We start from the raw sequence: 24,645 nt of genomic DNA, 5'->3' as shown, positions 1-24,645 counted from the left end.
TCATGGCGACGACGGAACAGGCCGGACGACGAGGAGGCTCACCGCATGACACGCCCGATCACGGCAGGGGTGGACGGTACCGACGAAAGCCTGGCGGCGCTGGACTGGGCGGCCCGCGAGGCCGTACGCCGGGGGCTGCCACTGCGCGTGGTGCACGCCTGGGAGGAGATCGGCGAACTCCCGGCCGACCGGGACACCCAGCGGGCCTGGGCCGAGGAGGGCATCGGCCGCGCTGTCGGCTCCCTCACCGAACGGCACCCCGGCCTGCACGCGACGCTGGAACTGACCGAGGACGACGCGGTGGACGCGCTGCTCGCGGCCGGCGCGGACGCCGAGGAACTGGTCCTCGGCACCCGCGGGCACGGGGCGGTGGTCGGCTTCCTGCTCGGCTCGGTCGGCCTCCGGGTCGTCGCGGAGACCACCCGGCCGGTGATCCTGGTGCGCGCCGGGGACCGCCCGGAGGCCGAGTCCGCCGGACGGGAGATCGTCGTCGGCCAGCACGGCACCCCGGAGGACAGCGCCGCCGCGCTGCGCTTCGCCTTCGAGACGGCGGCCGCCCGCGGCGCGACCCTCCGCGCGGTGCGCGCCTGGACCCTGCCGCCCGTCTTCGCCCACAGCCCCGGCTCGTTGAAGCTGCTGGACGAGGCGGGCGGCCTCGAACCGTACGAGAAGCGGGCGCTCGCCGACGCGCTGGCGCCCTGGCGCGAGCGGTTCCCCGGCGTGCCGGTCACCGAGCACATCGAGATGGGCAGCGCCGGGCAGGTGCTGGTCTCCCAGGCCACGCGGGCCCAGCTCCTCGTGGTGGGCCGACGCGCGCGCCGTACGGCGGTCGGCGCCCGGATCGGCTCGGTCGCGCACGGCGTGCTGCACCACGCGGGCAGCCCGGTCGCCGTCGTCCCGCAGGACCGGCCCGGCGCCGACCCGGCCTGACCGCTCAGGAAGCCCGGTCGCGGGCCTGCTCGACGGCGGCCCGCACCGGGCCCCGGTACAGCGGGCCGTGGCCGGGCAGCAGCAGGTCGCCCGTCAGCCCGGCGATCAGCGCCAGCGAGGTCACGGCCCGGTCCGTCTCGTGGTGGAAGAAGCCGTGCAGCATCTGCGGGCCCCGGGTGCGGGAGGTCGCGTGCCCGGTGATGAGGGCGTCCCCGGAGATCACCACGCCCGCCTCGGGCAGGTGGTAGACGCAGTGCCCGTCGGTGTGGCCGGGCGTGTGCACGGGCACCGGGCGCCCCGGCAGGTCGAGGGCACCTTCGGCCGGGAACGGCTCGGGCTTCACCACCGGGTTGTGCTCGGTGCCGCCCGCCTTGATCACCTGCGCCGCCCACGGCACCACACCGGGCCGCCAGGCGTTGCGGACCACGTCGCCGATGGAGCACTGCTGGAGGAAGTCCCGCCGGGCGTGCGGCACTTCGGCCGGATGCAGCAGCACCGGCGTGCCGTGGGTGTCGCGCAGGTACTCGGCCGAGCCCAGGTGGTCGTTGTGCGCGTGGGTGATCAGTACCGCCGTCACCGCCTCCGGTGAACTCCCCACGGCCGCGAGGGAGTCGAGCAGTGCCTGCCGGTCTCCCGGATACCCGGTGTCGATGAGCGTGACGTCCGCACCGTCCTTCAGGATCACCCAGTTGACGTGGTGACCCCGCACCAGGTGGACGCCGTCCGCGACTTGCTCTGCCTGTGCCCGCATGTTCCCCTCGGATTCCGGCCGATGACCTGACCGGCGCCAGCCAATCAGATGCCGGGTCAGCGCACCCCACGAGGGCGGAACTGGATGCTGATCCGAGGCCCGGCGGCCCGCACCGACTTGGGGACGCAGTGCTCCCAGGTGCGCTGGCAGGAGCCGCCCATCACGATCAGGTCGCCGTGCCCGAGCGGCCGGCGCACCGCCACCGCGCCACCGCCCGCCGGACGCAGCAGCAGATCGCGCGGGGCGCCGACCGACAGGATCGCCACCATCGTGTCCTCCCGGCTGCCCCGCCCGATCCGGTCCCCGTGCCAGGCCACGCTGTCCCGGCCGTCGCGGTAGTAGCACAGCCCGGCCGTGACGAAGGGCTCGCCCAGCTCCGGCCCGTAGTGCGCCGAGAGCGCCTCGCGGGCCTCGTCCAGCACCGGGTGGGGGAGCGGGTCCCGGCTCCGGTAGAAGGAGAGCAGGCGCGGTACGGACACCACGTTGTCGTACATCCGGCGCTGCTCGGCCCGCCAGGGGACCTCGGCGGCGAGGTGTTCGAACAGCGCGTCGGCCCCGCTCAGCCAGCCCGGCAGCACGTCGATCCAGGCCCCGGAGCCCAGCGTGGTCCGCGCCGGCCCGTCGAGGGGGTTGAGGCGCAGCTCGTCGGTCTGGTCGAACAGCGAACTCTGGAGGTGCGTGGGCATGGGGCCAGCGTACTCCTGAATCGAAAATGCGTTCTATTGATCAAGAGGTGCCTGTCTGCGGGGCCCTTTCGATACATTTCTGTATCGGATACATTCATGTATCAAGACGGAGGTGCGGGTGATGACGGCCGACCAGAGGGCGCCGCGCGTGACCAAGCGGCGGGCGCGTACGCGGGCCGAGCTGCTGGCCGCCGCCTTCGCGGTGTTCGCGGCCAAGGGGTTCGGGCGGGTCTCCATCGAGGAGGTCTGCGAGGCCGCCGGATACAGCCGGGGAGCCTTCTACTCGAACTTCGCCACGCTGGACGAGCTGTTCTTCGCCCTCTACCAGGAGCGCGCCGACCTCATCGCCTCCCAGGTCGCCGAGGCGCTCGCCCAGGACGGCCCCGCGCTGGACGTGGCCGCCTCCGTGGACCGGGTCGCCGAGGTACTCCTCCTCGACGTGGACTGGCTGCTGGTGAAGACCGACTTCCTGGTGCACGCCGCCCGCGACCCGGAGGTCGCCGAGACGCTGCTCCGCCACCGGGCCCGGCTGCGCGAGGCCGTCGCCGACCGGCTGCGCCGGGCCGAGGCCACCGCCACCCCGCCCGGCGGGGTGGACGCCGCCGCCCGCGCGGTCGTCGCCGCCTACGACGGCGTCACCGTCCAGCTCCTGCTGGACAAGGACGTCGACGCCGCCCGCGACTGGCTGAAACACCTGCTCACGCCCCTGCTGTCCGGCGGCGGCGAGCCGGCATGACCCTGTACGAACCCTGGAAGGAAGGACGAGGACTCCATGGACGCGGACGTCATAGTCGTGGGAGCGGGCCTGGCCGGCCTGGTCGCGGCGCACGAACTCACCAGCCGGGGCCGGAAGGTGGCCCTGCTGGACCAGGAGAACGCCGCCAACCTGGGCGGCCAGGCGTTCTGGTCCTTCGGCGGGCTCTTCCTGGTCGACTCGCCCGAACAGCGCCGCCTCGGCGTCAAGGACTCCCTCGACCTCGCCTGGAACGACTGGCGGGGCAGCGCCGGCTTCGACCGCCTGGACGACGAGGACTCCTGGGCGGTGCGCTGGGCCCGTGCCTACGTCGAGTTCGCGGCCGGCGAGAAGCGGTCCTGGTTGCGCGGCCACGGCATCGAGCTGCTGCCCACCGTCGGCTGGGCCGAGCGCGGCGACCTGCGCGCCGACGGCCACGGCAACTCCGTACCCCGCTTCCACATCGCCTGGGGCACCGGCACCGGCGTGGTCGAGCCCTTCGTGCGGTACGCCCGGCAGGCCGCGCGGGACGGGCTGCTGACCTTCCACCACCGGCACCGCGTCGACGAACTCCTCATCGACGGCACCACCGCGCGTGGCGTACGCGGCACCCTGCTCGCCCCCGACGACTCGCCGCGCGGTGTCGCCTCCAGCAGGGAGACGGCGGGGGAGTTCGAGCTGACCGCGCAGGCCGTCGTCCTCACCACCGGCGGCATCGGCGCGAACCACGACATCGTCCGCCGCTACTGGCCCGAGCGGCTCGGCACGCCCCCGGCCGACATGGTCACCGGCGTCCCCGCCTACGTCGACGGCCGGATGCTCGACATCAGCGCCGAGGCCGGGGTGCGCCTGGTCAACCGGGACCGCATGTGGCACTACACCGAGGGCCTCGCCAACTGGGACCCCGTCTGGCTCGGCCACGGCATCCGCGTCCTGCCCGGCCCGTCCTCCGTCTGGCTGGACGCCCTCGGCCGCCGCCTGCCCGACCCCTGCCTGCCCGGCTACGACACGCTGAGCACCCTGCGCCATCTGCGCACCACCGAGGACATCGCGGGCCACGACCACTCCTGGTTCGTCCTCACCCGGAAGATCATCGAGAAGGAGTTCGCGCTCTCCGGCTCGGAGCAGAACCCGGACATCACCGCCAAGGACCGCAAGGCCGTGCTCCGCGACCGGGTGCTGGGCAAGGGCGCCCCGGGACCGGTGCAGGCGTTCCTCGACAAGGGCGCGGACTTCGTCACCGCCGGCACGATCGAGGAATTGGTCGGCAAGATGAACGGCCTCACCGGCGAAGCCCTGCTCGACCCGGCCGAGGTGCGCCGCCAGATCGAGGCCCGCGACCTCCAGATGGCCAACCCCTACAGCAAGGACTCCCAGGTCCAGGGCATCCGCAACGCCCGCCGCTACATCGGGGACCGGCTCGGCCGGGTCGCCGCCCCGCACCGCGTCCTCGACCCCGAGGCGGGTCCGCTGATCGGGGTCCGGCTGCGGGTGCTGACCCGCAAGACCCTGGGCGGCATCCAGACCGACCTCGACTCCCGCGCCCTCGGCCTCGACGGCAGCCCGGTCGACGGGCTCTACGCGGCCGGTGAGGTGGCCGGCTTCGGCGGGGGAGGGGTGCACGGCTACAACGCCCTGGAGGGCACCTTCCTCGGCGGCTGCCTCTTCTCCGGCCGCGCCGCGGGCAGGGCGGCGGCCCGGCAGACCGGCTGAAGGCGCCGGCCGAGCGGCAAAGGAGGTCCCGGGGATGATCCGGAGCGCAGGACAAGCGGGGCACCGGCGCCCTAATCTGTGCGGAGCGATCATCGCCGTCCCCGAAGGAGCGCACGTGACGTCCTCCCGCCGTCCGGCCGTACGACGCCGCACCGCCCTCCTCCGTCGCGAGACGGTCCTCGCCACGATCCCGCTGGCGGTCGCCGCCCTCCTCGGCGCGGCCGCCCCGCTCGGCTCCGGCACCACCGGAGCGGCGGGCGCCGGAGACCCGTACTTCCCGCTCAGCGGCAACGGCGGCTACGACGTGAGCCACTACGACCTCACCCTCGGCTACGACACGTCCTCCCGGCACCTGGACGGCACCGCCGTGCTCACCGCCCGCGCCACCCAGCGCCTCAGCCGCTTCGACCTGGACCTGAGCGGGCTCACCGTCACCTCCGTGCGCGTCGGCCGCGACGGTGCCGGCTTCACCCGCAAGGGCCAGGAGCTCGTCGTCACCCCGAAGAACACCCTGCGCCAGGGCCAGGAGTTCAAGGTCACCGTCCGCTACCAGGGCAAGCCGAAGCCGGTCACCGACCCGGACGGCTCGACCGACGGCTGGATCCCCACCGACGACGGCGCCTTCGTCGCGGGCCAGCCGCAGGGCGCCATGACCTGGTACCCGGCCAACAACCACCCGCTGGACAAGGCGTCGTACGACTTCACGATCACCGTCCCCAAGGGCCGTACCGCCGTCGCCAACGGCGTGCTGCGCGGGCAGCGCACCGAGCACGGCCGCACCACCTTCCGCTGGCACCAGGCCGAGCCCATGGCCGCCTACCTCGCCACCGCCACCGTCGGCACCTTCACCGTCCGGCGCAGCACCCTGCCCGGCGGCGTCCAGCTCTACGACGCCGTCGACCCCAGGGAGGCCCGCGCCGCCGACCCGGTGATGAAGAAGCTGCCCTCGGTGCTGAAGTGGGAGGCCGGACTCTTCGGCCCCTACCCGTACCGCGCCGCCGGCTCGATCGTCGACCACGCCCCCGACGTCGGCTACGCCCTGGAGACCCAGACCCGCCCGGTGTACGACTCGGCGCCCGACCTGGACACCCTCGTGCACGAGAGCGCCCACCAGTGGTTCGGCGACTCCGTCTCGCTGACCAAGTGGCAGGACATCTGGCTCAACGAGGGCTTCGCCAGCTACACCGAGTGGCTCTACGAGGAGCAGCACGGCGGCGACAGCGCCCAGAAGACCTTCGACGGCCTCTACGCCCACCCGGCCAAGGACAAGCTGTGGGCCTACCCGCCCGGCAACCCCGGCGACGGCGGCAAGATCTTCGGCGACCCCGTCTACGACCGGGGCGCGATGGCCCTGCACGAGCTGCGCAGGACCGTCGGCGACCGCGCCTTCCTCCGCATCCTGCGCGCCTGGGCCACCCAGCACCGAGACGGCCACGGCACGACCGAGCAGTTCATCCGGCTCGCCGAGAAGGAGTCCGGCAAGAAGGTCGCCCCGGTGCTGCACACCTGGCTGTACACCAAGGGCAAGCCGAAGAAGACCGTCTGACGGTCACTGCTCGCGCAGCCCCCACGGGGAGCCGTACGCGGTCAGCAGGTCGAGGAACGGGCGGGCCGGGAAGGCTTCCGGACCCAGCACGCCCGCGCCCGACCAGGCGCCGGTGGCGAGGAGTTCGAGGGCGACGACCGGGTTCACCGCCGTCTGCCAGACCACGGCCTGGGAGCCGTACTCGGCCATCGACCACTCGTTGTCGACCACGTGGTAGAGGTACACCTCGCGCGGCGCCCCGTCCTTGGTGCCCCGCACCCAGGTGCCCGCGCAGGTCTTGCCGCGCATCCGGTCGCCCAGCGTCGCCGGGTCGGGCAGCCCGGCGGCCACCACGTCACGCGGGGAGACCGCGACCGGACCGTCCGGACCCGGCACGGTCACCGGGACCGTGCGGTCCAGGCCCAGCTGATGCAGCGTGCGCAGCGTGTCGGTGAACTCCCGGCCCAGCCCGTACTTGAAGGTGACCCGCCGCGCGTCCGTCCAGCGCGGCATCAGCAGCACCTCCTCGTGCTCGACGTTCACGCACTCCACCGGGCCGATGCCCTCGGGGAAGTCGAACACCTCCGGCTCGCTGAACGGCTCCGTGGTGAACCAGCCGCGCCCCTCCTCGTAGACCACCGGCGGGTTCAGGCACTCCTCGATCGTGGTCCAGATGCTGAAGGAGGGCGCGAAGTCGTAGCCGTCCACGGTCAGGTTCGCGCCGTCGCGGACACCGATCTCCTCGACGGTGTCGAAGAGTTCGTCCGCCGCGTACCGGGCGAACACGTCCGAGAGGCCGGGCTCCACGCCCATGCCGACCAGCGCCAGCGCGCCCGCGCGCTCCCAGTCGGCGGCGAGCGCGAACTGCTCGTCGCCGAGCTTCACCCCGCACTCCTCGTACGGACGCTCCGGGTGCGGCCGGGACAGCGACATCGCCATGTCGACATAGGTGGCGCCGGCCGCGCGGGCCGCCCGGAACAGCGGCATCACGAACCTGGGGTCGGTGGCGTTCAGCAGCACGTCGCAGCCGTGCCGGGCGAGCAGTCCGGCGACCGCCGCCTCGTCGGCCGCGTCCACCCGCTCGGCCGTGAACCGGCCCGCGTCCGCGCCGAGCGCCGCGACGGCCGCCTCCGCGCGGGCGGGGTCGTAGTCGGCCACCACCATCAGGTCGAAGAACGGACGGCGGGCCGCGATCCGGGTGACGGCGGTGCCCACACCACCGGCCCCCACGAGCAGTACACGCATGACGGAAACTCCCTGCCTGACACGGACGGGAAACGAGAACGGGACAGGCGCGCCTTGCCCCGCATCCAACGCCCCGGTCCGAGTTAAGGTCAATGGCGTTGGCATAAGCGCCGCCACCAAGACCGCAGAGAGGGCCTCCGCCGTGCCCAAACCCGTCGTGCCCGAGGAGAAGCGCCGCAGACGCCGGCCCACCCGGAGCGGCACCGTGCTCACCGAGGAGCTGATCGTCACCACCGCGCTGCGCCTGCTGCGCGAGCACGGCAGCGCCGGCCTGACCGCCCGCCGCCTCGGCCTCGCCCTGGACTGCGACCCCAGCACCCTCTACCGGTACTTCCGAGGCATGGACGACCTCACCCTGGCCATCGGCGACGCCCTCATCGGTCAGGCCCTCGACGGCTGGCGGCGCACCGGCCGCTGGCGCGCCGACCTGCGCGCCGTCGGCACCCGCATCCACGCCGCCTACGTCGCCCACCCCCAGGCCGCGCTGCTGACCGTCAGCCGGGTCACCGGCCGCGCCCATGAACTCGCCGCCGACGAGGCGGTCCTCGACGTCCTCGCCCGCGCCGGGTTCCCGCTGCCCGAGGCGGTACGGGTCTACCACGCCTTCATCGACCAGACCCTCGCCTTCGCCGCCCTGGACGCGGCCACCCTGGCCCTGCCCAGCGCCTCCCAGCGGGCCGACGAGGACCAGTGGCACTCCACCTACGCCCGGCTGCCCCGCTCCACCCACCCGCGCATCGCCGAGGCCGCCCCGCTGCTCGCCCGGCAGATGGTGCACAGCGCCTACCCGACCGCGCTGGAGATGCTGCTGGACAGCGCGGCCGCCCGGCTCAGCGGCGCAGCGCCCGCGCCGCCGTCGCGCTGACCGCCTCGGCGAGCGCCGCCAGCGCGGGGGAGTCCAGCCGCCACTGCTGCCAGTACAGCGCCACGTCCAGCCACCGCCCCGGCGCCAGCGGCACGACCCGGCCCGCCGCCAGCAGCGGCTCCGCCTGGGACTCCGGCACCATCCCCCAGCCGAGCCCGCGCGCCACCGACTCAGCGAACCCCTCCGAGGTCGGCACGTAGTGCCGCACCGGCCCCGCGCCCGGCCCGCCGAGCCCCCGTACGAAGGCGTCCTGGAGGTCGTCCTTGTCGTCGAAGACCATCACCGGCAACGCGCCCAGCGCCTCGGCGAGCGGACCGGACGGCAGCCGCGCGGCCAGCTCCGGCGCCGCCACCGGCAGATACCGCAGCCGCCCCAGCGGACGCACCGAGCAGCCGGGCACCGGTTCCGCCGACCCCGTCACCGCCGCCATCACCAGCCCCTCGCGCAGCAGCGCCGCCGTGTGGTCCTCGTCCTCCCGGCGCAGCTCGAAACTGAGCCCCGGCACCTCGGTGAGCGCGTCCAGGAACCAGGTCGACAGCGAGTCCGCGTTCACCGCGACCGACACCCGCGTCGGCTCCCCGGCACCGCTCATCCCCAGCTCGTCCCGCGCGTCGCGCTCCAGCCGGGCGAGCTGACGGGCGTACCGCACCAGCACCGCGCCGGAGTCGGTCGGCCGGACCGGCTTGGTGCGCTGGAGCAGCACCCGGCCGGTGCGCTGCTCCAGCGCCTTGATCCGCTGGCTCACCGCCGACGGCGTCACATGCAGCGCGGCGGCGGCCGCGTCGAAGGTGCCCTCGTCCACCACGGCCAGCAGGGTGCGCACCTGGTCCAGAGGAAGCTCGTTCATCACGAGCGCTAATGTTACGTAAGAATCTTTAGCTGTACGCGCGGTGATCCGGTCCGTAGCGTCGACGGCATGAACCACGCGCTCACCGCCGCGGCCGCGGGCTTCGGCACCGGCCTCTCCCTCATCGTCGCCATCGGCGCCCAGAACGCCTTCGTCCTGCGCCAGGGGGTCCGCCGGCACGCCGTCCTCGCCGTGGTGGGCATCTGCGCAATCTCCGACGCCGTGCTCATCGCCCTCGGCGTCGCCGGGGTCGGCGCGATCGTGGTGGCCTGGCCGGACGCGGTACGGGCGGTCGGCATCGTCGGCGGGATCTTCCTGCTCTGCTACGGCGCCCTCGCCGCCCGGCGCGTCCTGCGCCCCGGCACCGGCGGGCTGAGCACGGACGGCGAGGCGGCCGGGTCGATCCGGCGCGCGGTGCTCACCTGCCTGGCGATGACCTGGCTCAACCCGCACGTCTACCTGGACACCGTCTTCCTGGTCGGCTCGCTGGCCGCCGACCGGGGCCCGCTGCGCTGGACCTTCGGGCTGGGCGCGGCGCTGGCCAGCCTGTGCTGGTTCGCCGCCCTCGGCCTCGGCGCCCGGCTGCTCGGCCGTGTCCTGGCCCGGCCCGCCGCCTGGCGGGTGCTGGACGGGCTGGTCGCCGTCACCATGCTCGGCCTCGGGGCGATGCTGCTGATCGGCACCTGAGGCAAGCCAGGCGGCAAAGGGTTCGGCTTTCGCCGGGCGTTGCTGCGATAGTGAGGCTCGAAATCGAAAGATGTATCGAGCAACCAGGACCTCCGTGGACACGAGCGAGAGCAGCAGCACCACCGACGCGGGCAAGGACGAGAAGCCCGGCGGGGACCCGCCCGCACGCGGCTGGCGCCGCTGGGCGATGGACACCCGCCCCCTGCGCATCCCCGCCTACCGGCGCCTGTGGTCGTCGACCATCGTCACCGCCGTCGGCAGCCAGCTCACCGCGGTCGCCGTACCCAAGCAGATCTACGACATCACCCAGTCCTCGGCGTGGGTCGGCTACGCCAGCCTTGCCGGGCTCGTGCCGATGGTGGTCTTCGCGCTGTGGGGCGGGGCCGTCGCGGACACCGTGGACCGGCGCAAGCTGCTGCTGGTCACCAACATCGGCATCGCGGTGACCTCGCTGCTGTTCTGGGTCCAGGCCGTCACCGGGCTGGACTCGGTGCCGGTGCTGATGGTCCTGCTCGCCGCCCAGCAGGCGTTCTTCGGCCTCAACCAGCCTGCCCGCAGCGCCTCCATCGCCCGGCTCGTCCCGGCCGGGGAACTGCCCGCCGCCAACGCGCTCGGCACCACCGTCATGCAGATCGGCGCGGTCGCCGGGCCGCTGCTCGCCGGTGTGCTGATCCCGGTGATCGGACTGCCCGAGCTGTACCTCGTCGACGCCGTCGCGCTGACCTTCACCGTGTGGGCCGTCTTCCGGCTGCCCGCCCTGCCCCCGCTCGGTGAGACCGTCGCCCGCCGCGCCGGGGTGCGGGAGATCGCGGCCGGGTTCCGGTACATCGCCGGGCACAAGGTGCTGCTGCTGTCCTTCCTCGCCGACATCGTCGCCATGGTCTTCGGCATGCCCCGCGCCCTCTTCCCGGAGCTGGCCGCGCAGACCTACGGCTCCTGGGGCCCGGGGTTCGCGCTCGGTCTGCTCTTCGCCGCGATCCCGGTCGGCGCGGTGCTGGGCGGGCTGTTCTCCGGCGTCTTCTCGCGGGCCCGCAGGCACGGGCTCATGGTCATCGGCTCGGTGGTCGGCTGGGGGCTCGCCGTCGTCGGGTTCGGGCTGAGCGGCAACCTCTGGGTGGCCGCCGCCTTCCTCGCCGCCGGCGGTGTGGCCGACATGGTCTCCATGGTCTTCCGGGGCGCCATCCTGCTCTCCGCCGCCACCGACGAGATGCGCGGCCGGATGCAGGGCGTCTTCACCGTGGTCGTCGCCGGCGGGCCCCGCCTCGCCGACGTGCTGCACGGCACCGCCGGGTCGCTGTTCGGCCCTCGCGCCGCCGTCGCGGGCGGTGGGGCACTGGTGGTCGTCGTCATGCTGGCGCTGGCCGCCGCCATGCCCGCACTGCGCCGCTACCGGATCTGACCCGGCCTACAGGGGGGCGCTCCGTCGGATCGCGTACTGGTCCATCAGCTTGCCGCGGGTGGTCTCCAGCCGGTGGGCCAGGATCTCGGCCACCGTGCGCACCAGCGACAGCCCGAGCAGCGGGTCCTCCACGCACAGCGCGAGCACGGAGGGCCCGTCGAACTCGTAGGCGCGGACGTTGCTGAACGCCACCGCCCCGAAGTCCCACTCGTACGGCGGGAAGAGCCAGGACCAGCCCAGCAGGTCACCGGCGCCGAGCGTGGCCACGGTGATGTACTGCCGGGAGGTCACCTGCTGGTCCAGGGAGACGGCGCCCGACCGGATCACCCAGAACCGGTCGGCGACGCCGCCCGCCTCGAACACACGGGTGTCCTCCGGGAAGGAGACCTCCTTGGCCAGCTCCATCAGCCGTTCCCGCTGGGCCTGTGGCAGAGCGGTCGGCAGTTTGATCGCTTTCGTCATACGCGGGCTCCTCACCGGCGGCCGTTCGGGTGGTTCCCTAAGCCCATTGGAGCCGCTGCCGCCGCGAGAGGCACCTCGAAGGGGCGGCAGCGCGCGGGCCCGCCGTGCCGAGGGCAGGAAAAAGCCCTGGCTGGACGGGGGAAGCCAGCCAGGGCAGTCAATGCGGAAGCGCGCGTGACACTCGGATTCCCGGTCCCGGTCGCGCCCCGATATGGATGAACGATAAACCACAGGGCGTCCGACCGGTATGGGAATCCGACATCACGTGACGTGCCTCACTCCCGCCGCACCCGTCCCGCCGTCCGCCGGACGGCTGCCCGGCGCGACGATCTCCGTCAGCACCCCGGCCACCACCTGATACGTCAGCGCCCGCTCGGTCGCCTCCCGGGCCCGGTCGGGATCGGTGGCCGTCAGGCTCTGCGCCCGCTCCAGCCACACCCGCTCCTCCTCGGCGGCCAGATCCCGGCCCCGCCGGATGCGCCGCAACAGTTCGTCCGCGTCCACGACTTCGCTCATGCGGGGCTCCTACCCGTCCGGGAGCCGGAAAAGGCATCCGCACCCCGTGTTTGACATCGCCGCCAGCGGTGAGCCGCATGGAAGACCCCCGGCCGTCCGGGCACCGCCCCATGAGAGACCGGGCACCGCGCAGGGAGGGATGGACGACATCATGCGTGACCAGTACGCGACCAGCACCCCGGCCGTGCCCCGGCAGAGCCGCAGGAGCATGGCGTACCGCCCGGCGGACGCCCGCAGAGATGTGCGCCGCGCCGTCACCGAACGCTGTCGCGAGCGCGCGCTCACGTGCGCCGACGAGACCCTTGAGGACGCCCTGCTGGTCGCCTCCGAGCTGACCGCCAACGCCATCCTGCACGGCGGCGGCATCACCGGCTTCGAGGTCGACGTCGACACCCGCGGCGTACGGCTCTCGGTCAGCGACCGCAGCGACGAACTCCCCGACACCACCGCCCGGTTGGACACCGAGGCCGACCGCGGCCGCACCGGGGGCCGGGGCTGGCCCATCGTCAGCCTGCTGGCCCGCGACGTACGGGTGGCCGGACTCCCGCGCGGCGGCAAGTGCGTCACCGCCGTCGTGCCCCTGCGCTGAACGCTGAACACGGCCCCTTCCCGGCCGCGCACCCGCCACCGTCTGGAGCGCTCGTTCATGCCGACCCACCGCTCGAACACCCCTCCCACCGAGGCCGCGCGGCCCCGGCGGACGCACGACGACGCGCCCGGGACCGAAGCCCGTTTCACCCGGCTCGCCGCACTGCCGGCCGGCCCCGAGCGCGACGCCCTGCGCGCCGAGCTCACCACCGCCTGGCTGCCCATGGCCCACCGCATCGCCGGCCGCTTCCGCGACCGGGGCGAGAACGTGGAGGACCTGCGCCAGGTGGCCGCGCTCGGCCTGGTCAAGGCCATCGACCGCTTCGACCCCGAACGCGGCGCCTTCGAGAGCTACGCCGTGCCGACCATCACCGGCGAGGTCAAGCGGCACTTCCGGGACCGCACCTGGGCGCTGCGGGTTCCGCGCCGGGTGCAGGAGCTGCGCAACCGGGTCCGCGTCGCCCGCCGCGACCTCACCGACCGGCCTGGCGGACAGACGCCCAGCGTCGCGGGCATCGCCGGGCACACCGGGCTCACCGAGGCGGAGGTCACCACCGGGCTGGAGGCGCTGGACAGTTACAGCACGCTCTCCCTGGACGCCGATCCGGCGGGCGAGGGCGGCGCCCTCACCGACAGCCTCGGCGCCCCCGACCCCGCCTACTCCGTCGTCGTCGACCGCGAGGCCGCCCGGCGCAGTCTGAGCCGGCTGCCCGAACGCGACCGGGACATCCTCTACATGCGCTTCTTCGAGGACCTCTCGCAGAGCCGCATCGCCGCCCGCCTCGGCATCTCCCAGATGCACGTCTCCCGCCTCCTGCAGCACATCTGCGCCCGAGTCCGCACCGAGACCCAGGACCCCGGAGCCGACGCGCCCCTCAGCCGGCCGGTGCCAGGTGCTCCCAGGTGAGCAGCTCATAGGTCCGCCCCTTGTCGGTGACCGTCTCCGCCGCCACCGCCGCCCGGCGGTAACCGGCGGAGCGGGCGACGGCGACACTGGCCGCGTTGTCCGGCTCGATCTCCAGCAGCACCCGGTCCATCCCCTCCGCCCGGTGCGCGTGCTCCGTCATCGCTCGCAGCGCCCGCGCCGCGAGCCCCCGGCCCCGGTGGGCGGCGCCGACCACGTAGCCGATGCCGCCGAGGTCCCGGTCGAGCAGGATCTCGCCCAGCGCGGTGCGGCCGTCCGTCGTGATCGCCAGATGGAGCCGCCGGTGCGCCCCGATCGCGCTGTCCAGGTAGGCCCGTGCGGCCGCCGCGTCGAACGGTGCCGCCAGCGGGGTGCGGTACGCGACGTCGGGATCGTCGAACAGCGCGCGCAGGACGGGCAGATCCTCCGGCGTCCACTCCCGCAGCAGCAGACCGTGTGCCGAGATCACCGCCACCCCCTCCGCCGTCACTTCTTCGCCGCCTCCACCTTCACCGGGACGCCCAGGGGGCGGGCGAGGCCGGAGACGGCTTCGTCCAGGCGCTGGAGGTGGCGGAGGACGCGGTCGGTGACGCGGCCCCAGCGGGGGGTGGCCAGGGTGCCGGGCTCCAGCATGGACGCGATGCTCGGGCCGGTCTCCAGCTCGGCGGAGGAGTGCGGGTCGCGGACGTGGTCGGCGATCGCCTCGATGTTGTGCACGATCCGGCTGCACACCCCGCGCAGCCGGGGATCGGCCGCGATCGACGGGTTGCTGGGCAGCAGCTCCGCCGTGGCCGCCAGCGCCCGCCCGTGGTACGCGCAGGTCTCCAGCAGCGCCACCACGTACCGCGCGGTGTCCCGGCGGGAGCGCAAGGGGGTGACCGGGTGCGTCAGCGGCTTGGTCGCGGCGTGCAGGTCGGCCAGCGCCTGGTCCAGCTCGCGGGCCTGGTCCACCAGATCCGTGTGCGGCCGCCCGCTGAGCTGGTCCACGGCCGCCTGCGTCAGCTCGGCCAGCTTGTCCAGCACCGCCACCAAAAGCTCGTTGGTACGCCGGTCGGTACGCACCGGCAGCACCACCGCCGCCGTGATCACCCCGCAGGCCGCGCCGAGCGCCGTCTCCTCCACCCGCAGCACCAGCACCGACATGCTGTACGTGTTCAGCAGCGTGTAGAGCAGTCCCAGCGCCGCCGTCACGAAGAACGACATCAGCGTGTACGACAGGGGAGCGGTGTAGAACATGGCGAACACGCACACCAGCACCAGCGCGAACGCCGTCCACGTGTGGTGCCCGACCGCACCGGCGAGACCGATACCGGCGACCACCCCGAGGACGGTGCCGAGCAGCCGCCGGCCGCCCTTCACCAGGATCTCCCCGGTGGAGGTGGTGTTGATGAACACGATCCAGCAGGTCAGCACCGCCCAGTACCAGCGCTGGTGGGACAGCAGCTCACCGCCCACGATGGCCAGCGACGCGCCCACCGCCACCTGGATGGCCGCCCGCGTCGTGGGGCGCCGCAGACCGGTCTCCTCGGGTGTCTCCGGATCGGGCTCCTCGCTGATCTCGATCGCCGCGTCCTCGGCGTCCAGCTCCTCACGGGACCTGCTGGTCGCCGGGGTGTCGTCGGACTCGTCCTGCGGTCCGTCCAGCGCGGTCCGCAGACCCAGCACCGCGCGCGCCGCCTCACCGATGCCCCGGAACACGTCCTGCACGGCCGGGGACGCGTCCGGCAGATTGTCCTCCTCGCGGTAGCCGAGCAGCCGGTTGCGCACCTGGGCCAGCGCCGTCCCCGAGGTCTCGCCCACCGGACGCAGCACCAGCAGCCGCAGCGCCCGCAGATCCCGGCGCATCGTCTCCGTCGAGGGGTCCCGCACCGGCAGCATCCGGCCGGACGGCAGCTGTGCGCCCGGCAGATGCAGGGTGAGGGTGTCGGTCCGCTCGGCGCTGCGCGCGGTCAGCAGCATCAGCCCGAGCCGCTCGGCGGCGATCTCGGCGTCCGCGACACGCCGCTGCACCAGCCGGGCCGTCGCGTCGTCCGAGGCACCGCCCTCCAGCCGGCCCTGGATCATCAGCGCCGTCTCGTGCAGCCGGGCGGTACCCGTGCGCAGGTCCTCCACGACCTTGTCGACGTCGTCCGGACCCGCGTCCAGCAGCTCGATCTGCGTGCCCAGCAACTGTCCCAGCCGGGCCCGGAAGGCCCGCCGCAGCCGGTCCAGCGTGCCCGCCTCGGTCTGCGGCATCAGCACGAACCGCGCGAACGCGCTGCACCCGACGGCCACCGTGATCACGATGTACAGCGAGGGCAGCATCGGCGGCGTCGCCCGCACGAACAGCGACAGGAAGTAGACCTGGAAGCCGATCAGCCCGAGCCCGGTGGCCCGGTCGCCGAACCGGCGCAGATAGACGGCCGCGAAGATGATCAGCAGGAAGGAGACGTCGCTGACCAGCGGCCAGCGGTTCAGCACCGCCCCCGCCGACACCGACGCCAGCGCCACCGGCAGCGCCAGCGCCACCGTGACGGCCTGCTTGGCGCGCTCGGTCTCCCGGACGGCGAAGGTCGCCGCCATCGCCGCCATCGCACCCGCGACCAGCTGGGGGACGGGGAAGCGCAGCGACGCCAGCAGGACCAGCGTCAGCGCGATCGCGGCCACCGTACGCAGCCCGGCGATCAGCCGCAGCAGTCCCGGATCGGACGCGGCGAGCCGGTCCCACAGCCGTACCAGAAGCGCCCGTCCCCTTGCCTTCACGCCGCCGCGCTCTTTCTTCCGTGCCGGATCATGATCTACGACCCAGGATGTCACGACGGCCGAAGTTGCCGGAGGCCGCCGCCCCCGGCACGGGACGGCGGCCTCCGGCAGCCCGGCTCACCCGGTTCAGCCCCCGGTCACCTTTCCGCGCACCTTGCCCTCGGCCTCGGCCGTGCGCACCTCGGTGCGGACCTGGTCCGGCGTCAGATAGGAGTCCGTGTACTCGAAGTCCTTGAGCTGGGCGGGCTTGCGGGCCTGGAAGCCCGTACGGACGAAATCGTCCCCCGCGATGGCGTTCAGCAGCCAGTTCACCATCACCCGCGCCTTGGCGACCCCGGTGCGCAGCGCCGACCAGTGGTAGCCGCGTGCCACGGCCTGGGCGAGGATGCCGCGCAGCTCGATGCCGAGCGGCCGGGACACAGCGTCCTTGCCGCCGAGGTCCACCACGAGACCGAGGTCCTTGTGGACGTACGGCTCCAGCGGCTCGCCGCGCAGCGCGTGGATGATGTTGTCCGCCACCTTCGGGCCCTGCCGCATGGCGTGCTGCGCGGTGGGCGGGCAGATCGCGTCCTTCTCGCCCTTGGCCAGGTCCGGCACGGCCGCCGCGTCACCGAGTGCGAACACCCCGTCGTGCCCCGGCACGGTCATCTCCGGGGTCACCGCGAGCCGTCCGCGCACCGTCTCCGCGTCCAGCGTGCCGATCAGCGGGCTGGCGACCACACCGGCCGTCCAGATCAGGGTGTGGGTCGGGATCACCCGGCCGTCGGTGAAGGTGACCTCGTCCTCGGTCACCTTGGCCACGGACACCCCGAGGGAGACGTCGATGCCCCGGTCGCGCAGGATCTTCAGCGCCTGCTTGCCGAGCCGGTCGCCCAGCTCCGGCATCAGCTTCGGCGCGATGTCGATCAGATGCCAGCGGATCAGGCTCGGGTCCAGCCGCGGATAGCGCCGGACCGCCGCATGGGTGAGCCGCTGCAGGCAGGCCGCCGTCTCCGTACCCGCGTAGCCGCCGCCGACCACCACGAACTGCAGCCGCGCCGCCCGCTCCTCGGGGTCGTCGCTGGCGTCCGCGAGGTCGAGCTGCGAGATGACGTGGTCACGGATGTACGCGGCCTCCGCGAGCGTCTTCATGCCGAAGGCGTGCTCGGCCAGGCCCGGGATGTCGAAGGTGCGGGTCACACTGCCCGGCGCCAGCACCAGGTAGTCGTAGGGCTCGTTGACGATCTCGTCGGTGATGGTACGGATGACGCACACCTTCGCCGCCAGGTCCACCCCGATCGCCCCGCCCGGAATGATCCGGGTGCGGTACTTCTTGCTGCGGCGCAGCGAGACGGCGATCGACTGCGGCGTCAGCACGCCGGAGGCGACCTGGGGCAGCAGCGGAAGGTAGAGCTGGTAGGAGAACGGCGTCACCAGGGCGACGTCCGCCTCGTCGGGGCCGAGTTTGCGCTCCAGCCGGCGGACGCACTCGACTCCGGCGAAGCCTGCGCCGATCACCAGAATCCTGGGTCGTCGTGTCACGGTGTTGTTCCCTTCTGCGGCTCCCGTCGGTCCGGGTGGACGCCGTTCGCATGCCCGGGACCACTGCCACCACACCCGATCCCACCGCGCCCCGAGCCGTTCCGCCAGTCGGAAGCGCCCGGCGGCGGACGCGTGGGCAGCAGCCTGCCCCTCCACGCACCGGAGTAACCCGATTCCGCACCGGTACACCTTCCGGCGCCCTCACCAGGGCAGGAAGACGTGGATGTCCTTGCCGTCCCCGACCACCACCACGCTCACCTGGTCGCACAGGGTGTGCACCAGATGCCAGCCGATGCCCCCGCCGCCCGAACTCGGCCTGAACGGGCGCGGCTCGGGCACCACCGTGCTGGTGTCGTGCAGGGTGACGTGCACCCCGTCGAAGGTGCGCCGCATCCGCAGCCCGAACGGGCCCGGCGCGAACTGCACCGCGTTGGCCGCCAGCTCCGTCACCACCAGCAGGATGTCGTCCCAGTACTCCGGCGCGGTGGGCGGCGCGTCCCGGGCGAGCTTGCGCAGGAACTCCTCCGCCGCCAGCCGCGCGCCCGTGACGTTCGGAAGTTCGCCGGGAAAGGAGTAGGCACGCTCGTGCGCCCTCTCGGAGGGAGGTGTGCCGTCCCAACGCCGCTCTGTCGCCATCTCGCATTCCCCGGCCCGGTCTCCCGGAGCGGGCCCGGGTGCGGGCCCCGCGCTCCGGGGCGGTCATCGTCGCTGGTCAGTTCACCAGGGCGGGTTCCCAGCGCGAGGCGGATTACGCGTGGTCGGGCCACCCGACGGGGAAGTGGCTCACCGGAATACGTCGTCCGGCTCGTCCCAGTCCGCCGGTTCCGGGGTCCGCCCGCCCCGCGCGGCACGCGAACGGGCCTTGTACATCGCGTCGATCTCGGCCGCGTAGTGCCGCGCGATGACGTCCCGGCGCAGCTTCAGCGAGGGCGTCAGCAACCCGTTGTCCGGGGCGAACGGCTCCTGCACGACCCGGTAGACCCGGATGGACTCGGCGCGCGACACCGTGCTGTTGGCCGAGGCGATCGCGCGGGCCAGCTCCTCGCGCAGCGCGCTCTCCTCCCGGCTCTCCCGCCCCTCGAAGTCGCCCTGGAGCGCCAGCGCGGCCCGCCAGTGCGAGAGGAACTCCGGGTCCAGGGTGATCAGCGCGCCCATGCAGGGCCGGTCCTCGCCGACCACCACCGCCTGATGGATCAGGGGGTGCATCCGCAGCCGCTGCTCCAGCGGGGCGGGCGCCACGCTCTTGCCGCTGGAGGTGACGATGAGGTCCTTCTTGCGGCCGGTGATGGTCAGATACCCCTCCCGGTCCAGCCGCCCGATGTCCCCGGTCGACAGCCAGCCCCCGCGCAGCACACTCCGGGTACGCGCCTCGTCGCCGATGTACCCCTGGAACACCGACGGGCCGTGCACCAGGATCTCCCCGTCCTCGGCCACCCGGACGTCGGTGCCCGGCAGCGGCACGCCCACCGTGCCCGACTTCTCCCGGCCAAGCGGCTGCATGGTGATCCCGCCCGAGGTCTCCGTCAGCCCGTACCCGTCGTGGATGTACAGCCCGATGCCCTCGAAGAACAGCGACAGTTCGCGGCTCAGCGAGGACCCGCCCGAGGTGCCCCGCCGGGCCCGGCCGCCGAGCGCGGAGCGGAGCTTGCGGTACACCGTCCGCTCGTACAGGGCGTGTTGCAGCCGCAGATCCAGCCCGGGGCCGGTGCCGATGCCGAGCCGGGCGCGCTCCTCGGCCTCCGCGAAGTCCCGCGCGGTCTGCGCCGCCCGCTCGAACAGCGCACCCCTGCCCGCCTGCTGAGCGGCCCTCAGGAACGTCTTGTACAGCTTCTCGAACACGGACGGGACACCGTAGAGGTACGTCGGCCGGAAGGTGCTCAGCGCGGAGGCGAGCGCCTCCTCGGTCATCTCCGGCTCGTGCGCCATCAGGATGCCGCCACGCAGGCACATCGTCTGGATCATGATCCCGTACACGTGCGAGAACGGCAGGAACGCCAATACCGAGGGCTGTTCGCCCGGCTGCGCCGCCGTGTGGCCCCAGCCGGCCAGCAGCACGTCGCAGGGGTAGGCGAGACCCCGGTGGCTCAGCGCGCAGCCCATCGGGCGGCCGGTGGCGCCGGAGGTGTAGGTGACGGCGGCGGTGGAGTCCGGCAGCACGATCCGGCGCAGCGACTCCACGGTGGTCAGCGGGATGTCCACGCCCCGCTCGGTGAGTTCGGCCAGCGCGCCCGCGTCCAGTTGCCACACGTGCCGGAGCCGGGGCAGCACCGCGCACACCGTGCCGACCGTCATCACGCCCAGCTCGTCCTCGACCGCCACGGCCACACAGCCCGCGTCCCGCAGGATCCACTCGACCTGATCCCGCGAGGAGGTCGGATGGATCGGCACGACCTCCGCGCCCACGGTCCACAGCGCGTGCGCCAGCACCGTCCACTCGTAGCGGTTGCGGGCCATCAGGGCGACCCGGTGGCCCGGCGAGATCCCGGCGGCCACCAGCCCCTTGGCCAGCCCGAGCACCTCGTCGCGGAGCCGGCCGGCCGTGACCGTCTCCCAGCCGCCGGGGGCGCCCTTGGCGTGCCGGGCGAGCAGCGGGAGGCCGGGGTTCTCCTCGGCCCTTTCGAAGACGGTGTCGGCGAGCCCGCCGGCGGGCGGCGGGAACGCTGCCGGAGCGGAGGCGACGTCGCGCATGCGCTGCTCCTGGAAGTACGGAGGGTGACCCCGCCGATCGGCTCTGTGTCGGCGGTGCACGAATGTAGCGCGGGGAAGCGGTTTCGGTGCGGGGAAGGAGAAAGTCGTGATCCCCTGATGACCTGCGGGTGTCCGGTGGGCCCCGGGTGCCGCCGTTCCGTACCGGTATCGGTGGGGCCGCCGGGGCATGCCGAAAGGGCGGCCGGGGTCGTCCTGACCCCGGCCGCCCCGTGTCGGGCGCCGGTCGCGCGGGCTCAGCGGGCGGGCGTCAGCCAGACCGTGGCGAGCGGCGGCAGCGTCAGGCGCAGCCGGCCGTCCTCCGGGCAGAGCTTGCCCGCGTCGCCCACCTGGATGCCGCTGCCGCCGTAGGCCGCCGCGTCGGTGTTGAGCGCCTCCTGCCAGGCGGGCACCTGCTCGGGCGCCCAGAGCCGGTAGTCCTCCCGGACCACGGGCGAGAAGTTGGACACCGCCAGCAGGGGAGTGCCGTCCTCGGCGTACCGGACGAAGGCGAAGACGTTGTCGTCGGCCGCGTCGCACACCGACCACTGGAAGCCGCCCGGATCGGTGTCCCGCTGCCACAGCGCCGGGGCGTCCCGGTACGCCGTGTTCAGGTCCCGCACCAGATCCCGCATGCCCCGGTGGTCGGCCGCCGAGTGGTAGTCGTCGGCCAGCAGCCACCACTCCGGCCCGTGCTTCTCCGACCACTCCGCGCCCTGCGCGAACTCCTGTCCCATGAAAAGCAGTTGCTTGCCGGGGTGAGCCCACATGAAGCCCAGGTACGCCCGGTGGTTCGCGCGCCGCTGCCACCAGTCGCCGGGCATCTTCGACACCAGCGCCTGCTTGCCGTGCACCACCTCGTCGTGCGAGATGGGCAGCACGTAGTTCTCGCTGTACGCGTACACCATCGAGAACGTCATGTCGTGGTGGTGGTACTTGCGGTGCACCGGCTCCTTCTGCACGTACTCCAGCGAGTCGTGCATCCAGCCCATGTTCCACTTCAGCCCGAACCCGAGACCGCCGCTGTCGGTCGGCCGGGTCACGCCCTCCCATGCCGTCGACTCCTCGGCGATGGTCACCACCCCCGGGCAGCGCCGGTACACGGTCGCGTTCATCTCCTGGAGGAACGCCACCGCGTCCAGGTCCTCGCGCCCGCCGAAGACGTTCGGCGCCCACTGGCCGGAATCCCGCGAGTAGTCCAGGTAGAGCATCGAGGCCACCGCGTCCACGCGCAGCCCGTCGATGTGGAACTCCTCGCACCAGTACACCGCGTTGGCGACCAGGAAGTTCCGCACCTCGGTCCGGCCGAAGTCGAACTCGTACGTCCCCCAGTCCGGGTGCTCGGCGCGCCGGGAGTCCCCGGGCTCGTACAGCGGGTCCCCGTCGAACCGGGCCAGCGCCCAGTCGTCCTTGGGGAAGTGGGCCGGCACCCAGTCCATGATCACGCCGATGCCCGCCCGGTGCAGCGCGTCCACCAGGAACTTGAAGTCGTCCGGTGAACCGAGCCGAGGGGTGGGCGCGTAGTACGAGGTGACCTGGTAGCCCCACGACCCGCTGAACGGGTGCCCGGCCACCGGCATCAGCTCGACATGCGTGAAGCCCAGGTCCTTTACGTACGCGGGCAGTTCCTCCGCCAGCTCGCGATAGGTCAGCCCCGGCCGCCAGGACGGCAGATGCACCTCGTACACCGACATCGGCGCTTGGTGCACGGGGGTGTCGCCCCGGTGCGCCATCCACTCGGCGTCGTCCCACGCGTAGCGGGAGGAGGTGACGACCGAGGCGGTGTCCGGCGGCACCTCGGTGAGCCGGGCCATCGGGTCCGCCTTCAGGAACCGGTGGCCGTGGCGCGAGGTGATCTCGAACTTGTACTTCGCGCCCTCGCCGATCCCCGGCAGGAACACCTCCCACACCCCGGCCGCGCCCAGCGAGCGCATCGGGTACTGCGTGCCGTCCCAGAAGGTGAACTCACCGGCCAGCCGCACCCCTTGGGCGTTCGGCGCCCACACGGTGAACCGGGTGCCCGCGACGCCCTCGTGGGTCATCGGCTCGGCGCCCAGCGCCTTCCACAGCTCCTCGTGCCGGCCCTCCCGGATCAGATGCAGATCCAGCTCACCGAGCGCGGGCGCGAAACGGTACGGGTCGTGCACCGTCTGCTCGCCCGCCCCCCCGTCTTCGTAGCCGACCACCAACTCGTAGGCAGGGATGTCCCGGTAGGGCAGCACGGCCGAGAAGAGACCGCCACCCTCCGAGACGAGCGGCGAGCGCACCCCGTCGGCCAGGACGCTCACCTCCCGCGCGTTCGGGCGCAGGGCACGGAACAGCACGCCGTCCGGCACCGGGTGGGCGCCCAGCAGGGAGTGCGGGTCGTGATGCGCGCCGCCCAGCAGACGGTCGCGCTCCTCGCCCTTCAGGGCGATGTCCGAGGTGCGGACGGGGCCCGAGGTCTCGGGCAGCGAAGTGTCGCGCAGTGCCATGGTTCAGCCTCTCCACTCGGCGAGCCGCTCGATGGCCGCCATCGGGACCGGAAGCCAGTCCGGCCGGTGTCTCGCCTCGTACAGGACCTCGTACACCGCCCTGTCCGTCTCGTGCGCGCGCAGCAGCGCGTGTTCCTCGCGCGGGTCCCAGCCCGCGCGGGCCGCGTAGCCCGCGCAGAACGCCTCCCGGCAGCGGCTCGCCCACTCGGGCCGCCAGGGGCGGCGCTGCCGCGCCGCGTAGTCGAAGGAGCGCAGCATCCCGGCGATGTCACGCACCGGGGACTGCGCGGTCCGCCGCTCGGCGAGCGGACGGGAGGGCTCGCCCTCGAAGTCGATGACGAACCAGTCGGACCCGGCGCGCAGCACCTGGCCCAGATGCAGGTCACCGTGGACACGCTGGGCGGCCGGCCCCGAGTCGCGGGCGGCCAGCGCCCCGAACGCGGCCCTCAGGCCCGGCACATAGGGCCGCAGCCCCGGCACCGCACGCGCCGCCGCGTCCAGCCGTCCGCACATCGCGTCGGCCGTGACGGCGTTCTCGTCCCCGCCGGCCGGCGGGAACGCCCCGGCCAGCGCGAGGTGCACCTCGGCCATGGCGCCGCCCAGCTCGGTCGCCTCGGCGGTGAAGTCGTCCCCCAGGGCCAGCGCCCCGAGGGCCAGCTCCCAGCCGTCGACCGCGTCCGGCAGGTACGGCTGGAGCACGCCCAGCGTGGCCGGGCGCGGCGCGGTGGTGCAGAACCACGCCACCGGCGCGGGCACCCGCGCGCACCCTTGCGCGGCCAGCGCCTGCGGTACCTCCAGATCCGGGTTGACGCCCGGCTGGATACGGCGGAACAGCTTGAGGATGTACGCGTCGCCGTACACGATCGACGAGTTGGACTGCTCGCTGGTCAGCAGCCGGGGCGCGAGGCCGCCGGGCACGTGGGCGGCCTCGTCCACCTCGAAGCGCAGCGGCCCCGCCGTGCCGGGCCGCCGCAGCCGCTCCAGCAGCAGGTGCGCGCAGCGCGGGTCGTGCAGCGCGTCGTACACGGCGAACCCGGCCAGCGGGCCGTGCTCGGCGCGCCCGATGTACGCCCGGTCCAGGCTCGGCAGCGGCCGCTCGCGCAGGCCGAGCAGCAGTTGGTAGCAGTCGCCGGGCGGGGGAGTGCCGCCGGGCGTGGGCACGGGTGCGTGCGAGGCGTTCACCAGCAGGTGCAGGCAGCCCGGGAACAGCTCGGTGACGGACAGCACCGACAGGTCGGTGGCCGGGCGGTCCTTGCCCGCGAACCAGCGCTGCCGGGGCAGCCATTCGCCGAGCAGGCCGCCGAGCGAGGCCAGGAGCCCGTCGGCACCGGTCGCCGCCGGGGGGCTGAGGGTGATGGTCTTCGGCATGGTG

Annotated in this window: 22 protein-coding genes; 9 read left to right on the top strand and 13 right to left on the bottom strand. The window is 73.2% G+C overall.

The features are described 5' to 3' along the window. Window positions 1-45: 45 nt before the first annotated feature. The gene (locus D0Z67_RS00620; protein WP_031180659.1) at window positions 46-930 is read left to right on the top strand and encodes a universal stress protein; all 885 of its coding nucleotides are present in this window, start codon (window positions 46-48) and stop codon (window positions 928-930) included. 4 nt (window positions 931-934) lie between these two features. Here the strand turns inward: D0Z67_RS00620 and D0Z67_RS00615 are convergent, their stop codons facing one another. Continuing rightward, on the bottom strand, window positions 935-1,681 hold the full coding sequence (locus tag D0Z67_RS00615) for an MBL fold metallo-hydrolase (protein ID WP_031180660.1): 747 nt from the start codon (window positions 1,679-1,681) through the stop codon (window positions 935-937). A gap of 56 nt (window positions 1,682-1,737) precedes the next feature. Then, the gene (locus D0Z67_RS00610; protein ID WP_031180661.1) at window positions 1,738-2,367 is read right to left on the bottom strand and encodes an alpha-ketoglutarate-dependent dioxygenase AlkB; all 630 of its coding nucleotides are present in this window, start codon (window positions 2,365-2,367) and stop codon (window positions 1,738-1,740) included. A 121-nt stretch (window positions 2,368-2,488) separates the two neighbouring features. On the opposite strand from D0Z67_RS00610, the gene D0Z67_RS00605 reads away from it, so the two are divergent. The 3 genes from D0Z67_RS00605 (at window position 2,489) to D0Z67_RS00595 (ending at window position 6,359) form a co-directional block, all read left to right on the top strand. Continuing rightward, window positions 2,489-3,103: a TetR/AcrR family transcriptional regulator gene (locus D0Z67_RS00605; protein ID WP_031180662.1), complete on the top strand. Its 615-nt coding sequence runs from the start codon at window positions 2,489-2,491 to the stop codon at window positions 3,101-3,103. 36 nt (window positions 3,104-3,139) lie between these two features. Further along, entirely contained in the window at window positions 3,140-4,813 is a 1,674-nt protein-coding gene (locus tag D0Z67_RS00600; RefSeq protein WP_031180663.1) for an FAD-binding dehydrogenase, read from the top strand. A 115-nt stretch (window positions 4,814-4,928) separates the two neighbouring features. Continuing rightward, entirely contained in the window at window positions 4,929-6,359 is a 1,431-nt protein-coding gene (locus D0Z67_RS00595; RefSeq protein ID WP_031180664.1) for a M1 family metallopeptidase, read from the top strand. A 3-nt stretch (window positions 6,360-6,362) separates the two neighbouring features. Here the strand turns inward: D0Z67_RS00595 and D0Z67_RS00590 are convergent, their stop codons facing one another. Further along, window positions 6,363-7,583, bottom strand: coding sequence for a saccharopine dehydrogenase family protein (locus D0Z67_RS00590; protein ID WP_031180665.1), 1,221 nt, complete (start codon window positions 7,581-7,583; stop codon window positions 6,363-6,365). A 142-nt stretch (window positions 7,584-7,725) separates the two neighbouring features. Between D0Z67_RS00590 and D0Z67_RS00585 the strand changes: the two genes are divergently transcribed. Then, a complete protein-coding gene (locus tag D0Z67_RS00585) occupies window positions 7,726-8,448 on the top strand; it encodes a TetR/AcrR family transcriptional regulator (RefSeq protein ID WP_037774659.1) in 723 nt (240 codons plus the stop codon). On the opposite strand, the gene D0Z67_RS00580 is transcribed toward D0Z67_RS00585, so the two are convergent. Next, window positions 8,414-9,298 (bottom strand): LysR family transcriptional regulator ArgP, encoded by an 885-nt coding sequence (locus tag D0Z67_RS00580; protein ID WP_031180667.1) that lies wholly within the window; start codon window positions 9,296-9,298, stop codon window positions 8,414-8,416. The two genes, D0Z67_RS00585 and D0Z67_RS00580, sit on opposite strands and share 35 nt — an antisense overlap. Window positions 9,299-9,364: 66 nt before the next feature. Between D0Z67_RS00580 and D0Z67_RS00575 the strand changes: the two genes are divergently transcribed. Next, entirely contained in the window at window positions 9,365-9,982 is a 618-nt protein-coding gene (locus tag D0Z67_RS00575; RefSeq protein WP_031180668.1) for a LysE/ArgO family amino acid transporter, read from the top strand. Between the two features lie 70 nt (window positions 9,983-10,052). Further along, a complete protein-coding gene (locus tag D0Z67_RS00570; RefSeq protein ID WP_107059546.1) occupies window positions 10,053-11,381 on the top strand; it encodes an MFS transporter in 1,329 nt (442 codons plus the stop codon). A gap of 6 nt (window positions 11,382-11,387) precedes the next feature. Here D0Z67_RS00570 and D0Z67_RS00565 read toward each other — a convergent pair whose 3' ends face one another. Together D0Z67_RS00565 and D0Z67_RS00560 are read right to left on the bottom strand one after the other, a co-directional pair. Next, a complete protein-coding gene (locus D0Z67_RS00565) occupies window positions 11,388-11,843 on the bottom strand; it encodes a cyclic nucleotide-binding domain-containing protein (RefSeq protein WP_031180670.1) in 456 nt (151 codons plus the stop codon). 261 nt (window positions 11,844-12,104) lie between these two features. Then, window positions 12,105-12,359, bottom strand: coding sequence for a hypothetical protein (locus tag D0Z67_RS00560; protein ID WP_031180671.1), 255 nt, complete (start codon window positions 12,357-12,359; stop codon window positions 12,105-12,107). 151 nt (window positions 12,360-12,510) lie between these two features. Here D0Z67_RS00560 and D0Z67_RS29890 point away from each other — a divergent pair, with 151 nt between their 5' ends. Together D0Z67_RS29890 and D0Z67_RS29885 are read left to right on the top strand one after the other, a co-directional pair. Next, window positions 12,511-12,948, top strand: coding sequence for an ATP-binding protein (locus tag D0Z67_RS29890; RefSeq protein ID WP_031180672.1), 438 nt, complete (start codon window positions 12,511-12,513; stop codon window positions 12,946-12,948). A gap of 57 nt (window positions 12,949-13,005) precedes the next feature. Continuing rightward, window positions 13,006-13,854, top strand: a complete 849-nt coding sequence (locus tag D0Z67_RS29885) for a SigB/SigF/SigG family RNA polymerase sigma factor (RefSeq protein WP_051887582.1) — start codon at window positions 13,006-13,008, stop codon at window positions 13,852-13,854. Here the strand turns inward: D0Z67_RS29885 and D0Z67_RS00550 are convergent. The 7 genes from D0Z67_RS00550 to D0Z67_RS00520 form a co-directional block, all read right to left on the bottom strand. Beyond that, window positions 13,823-14,320 carry a GNAT family N-acetyltransferase gene (locus D0Z67_RS00550; RefSeq protein WP_234312688.1) on the bottom strand — a complete coding sequence of 166 codons (498 nt, stop codon included), beginning with the start codon at window positions 14,318-14,320 and terminating at the stop codon, window positions 13,823-13,825. The genes D0Z67_RS29885 and D0Z67_RS00550 overlap by 32 nt on opposite strands. A gap of 17 nt (window positions 14,321-14,337) precedes the next feature. Next, window positions 14,338-16,593: an FUSC family protein gene (locus D0Z67_RS00545; protein ID WP_031180675.1), complete on the bottom strand. Its 2,256-nt coding sequence runs from the start codon at window positions 16,591-16,593 to the stop codon at window positions 14,338-14,340. 126 nt (window positions 16,594-16,719) lie between these two features. Next, window positions 16,720-18,114: an NAD(P)/FAD-dependent oxidoreductase gene (locus D0Z67_RS00540; RefSeq protein WP_037774662.1), complete on the bottom strand. Its 1,395-nt coding sequence runs from the start codon at window positions 18,112-18,114 to the stop codon at window positions 16,720-16,722. Window positions 18,115-18,315: 201 nt separating this feature from the next. Continuing rightward, window positions 18,316-18,750, bottom strand: a complete 435-nt coding sequence (locus D0Z67_RS00535) for an ATP-binding protein (RefSeq protein WP_031180677.1) — start codon at window positions 18,748-18,750, stop codon at window positions 18,316-18,318. 147 nt (window positions 18,751-18,897) lie between these two features. After that, window positions 18,898-20,802: an AMP-dependent synthetase/ligase gene (locus D0Z67_RS00530; RefSeq protein WP_031180678.1), complete on the bottom strand. Its 1,905-nt coding sequence runs from the start codon at window positions 20,800-20,802 to the stop codon at window positions 18,898-18,900. A gap of 254 nt (window positions 20,803-21,056) precedes the next feature. After that, window positions 21,057-23,273: a 1,4-alpha-glucan branching enzyme gene (gene glgB / locus D0Z67_RS00525; RefSeq protein WP_031180679.1), complete on the bottom strand. Its 2,217-nt coding sequence runs from the start codon at window positions 23,271-23,273 to the stop codon at window positions 21,057-21,059. A gap of 3 nt (window positions 23,274-23,276) precedes the next feature. Next, a complete protein-coding gene (locus D0Z67_RS00520) occupies window positions 23,277-24,641 on the bottom strand; it encodes a maltokinase N-terminal cap-like domain-containing protein (RefSeq protein WP_031180680.1) in 1,365 nt (454 codons plus the stop codon). Window positions 24,642-24,645 lie beyond the last annotated feature (4 nt).

The sequence above is a fragment of the Streptomyces seoulensis genome, from assembly GCF_004328625.1.
Taxonomy (GTDB): domain Bacteria; phylum Actinomycetota; class Actinomycetes; order Streptomycetales; family Streptomycetaceae; genus Streptomyces; species Streptomyces seoulensis.
This window is presented reverse-complemented; position numbering and strand designations above follow the sequence as displayed.

Excerpts from the sequence above, each read along its gene's own strand:
- D0Z67_RS00620 (WP_031180659.1), top strand. The coding sequence starts at position 46 with ATGACACGCCCGATCACGGCAGGGGTGGACGGTACCGACGAAAGCCTG.
- D0Z67_RS00615 (WP_031180660.1), bottom strand. The coding sequence starts at position 1,681 with ATGCGGGCACAGGCAGAGCAAGTCGCGGACGGCGTCCACCTGGTGCGG.
- D0Z67_RS00610 (WP_031180661.1), bottom strand. The coding sequence starts at position 2,367 with ATGCCCACGCACCTCCAGAGTTCGCTGTTCGACCAGACCGACGAGCTG.
- D0Z67_RS00605 (WP_031180662.1), top strand. The coding sequence starts at position 2,489 with ATGACGGCCGACCAGAGGGCGCCGCGCGTGACCAAGCGGCGGGCGCGT.
- D0Z67_RS00600 (WP_031180663.1), top strand. The coding sequence starts at position 3,140 with ATGGACGCGGACGTCATAGTCGTGGGAGCGGGCCTGGCCGGCCTGGTC.
- D0Z67_RS00590 (WP_031180665.1), bottom strand. The coding sequence starts at position 7,583 with ATGCGTGTACTGCTCGTGGGGGCCGGTGGTGTGGGCACCGCCGTCACC.
- D0Z67_RS00575 (WP_031180668.1), top strand. The coding sequence starts at position 9,365 with ATGAACCACGCGCTCACCGCCGCGGCCGCGGGCTTCGGCACCGGCCTC.
- D0Z67_RS00570 (WP_107059546.1), top strand. The coding sequence starts at position 10,053 with ATGTATCGAGCAACCAGGACCTCCGTGGACACGAGCGAGAGCAGCAGC.
- D0Z67_RS00565 (WP_031180670.1), bottom strand. The coding sequence starts at position 11,843 with ATGACGAAAGCGATCAAACTGCCGACCGCTCTGCCACAGGCCCAGCGG.
- D0Z67_RS00560 (WP_031180671.1), bottom strand. The coding sequence starts at position 12,359 with ATGAGCGAAGTCGTGGACGCGGACGAACTGTTGCGGCGCATCCGGCGG.
- D0Z67_RS29890 (WP_031180672.1), top strand. The coding sequence starts at position 12,511 with ATGCGTGACCAGTACGCGACCAGCACCCCGGCCGTGCCCCGGCAGAGC.
- D0Z67_RS29885 (WP_051887582.1), top strand. The coding sequence starts at position 13,006 with ATGCCGACCCACCGCTCGAACACCCCTCCCACCGAGGCCGCGCGGCCC.
- D0Z67_RS00535 (WP_031180677.1), bottom strand. The coding sequence starts at position 18,750 with ATGGCGACAGAGCGGCGTTGGGACGGCACACCTCCCTCCGAGAGGGCG.
- D0Z67_RS00530 (WP_031180678.1), bottom strand. The coding sequence starts at position 20,802 with ATGCGCGACGTCGCCTCCGCTCCGGCAGCGTTCCCGCCGCCCGCCGGC.
- glgB (WP_031180679.1), bottom strand. The coding sequence starts at position 23,273 with ATGGCACTGCGCGACACTTCGCTGCCCGAGACCTCGGGCCCCGTCCGC.
- D0Z67_RS00520 (WP_031180680.1), bottom strand. The coding sequence starts at position 24,641 with ATGCCGAAGACCATCACCCTCAGCCCCCCGGCGGCGACCGGTGCCGAC.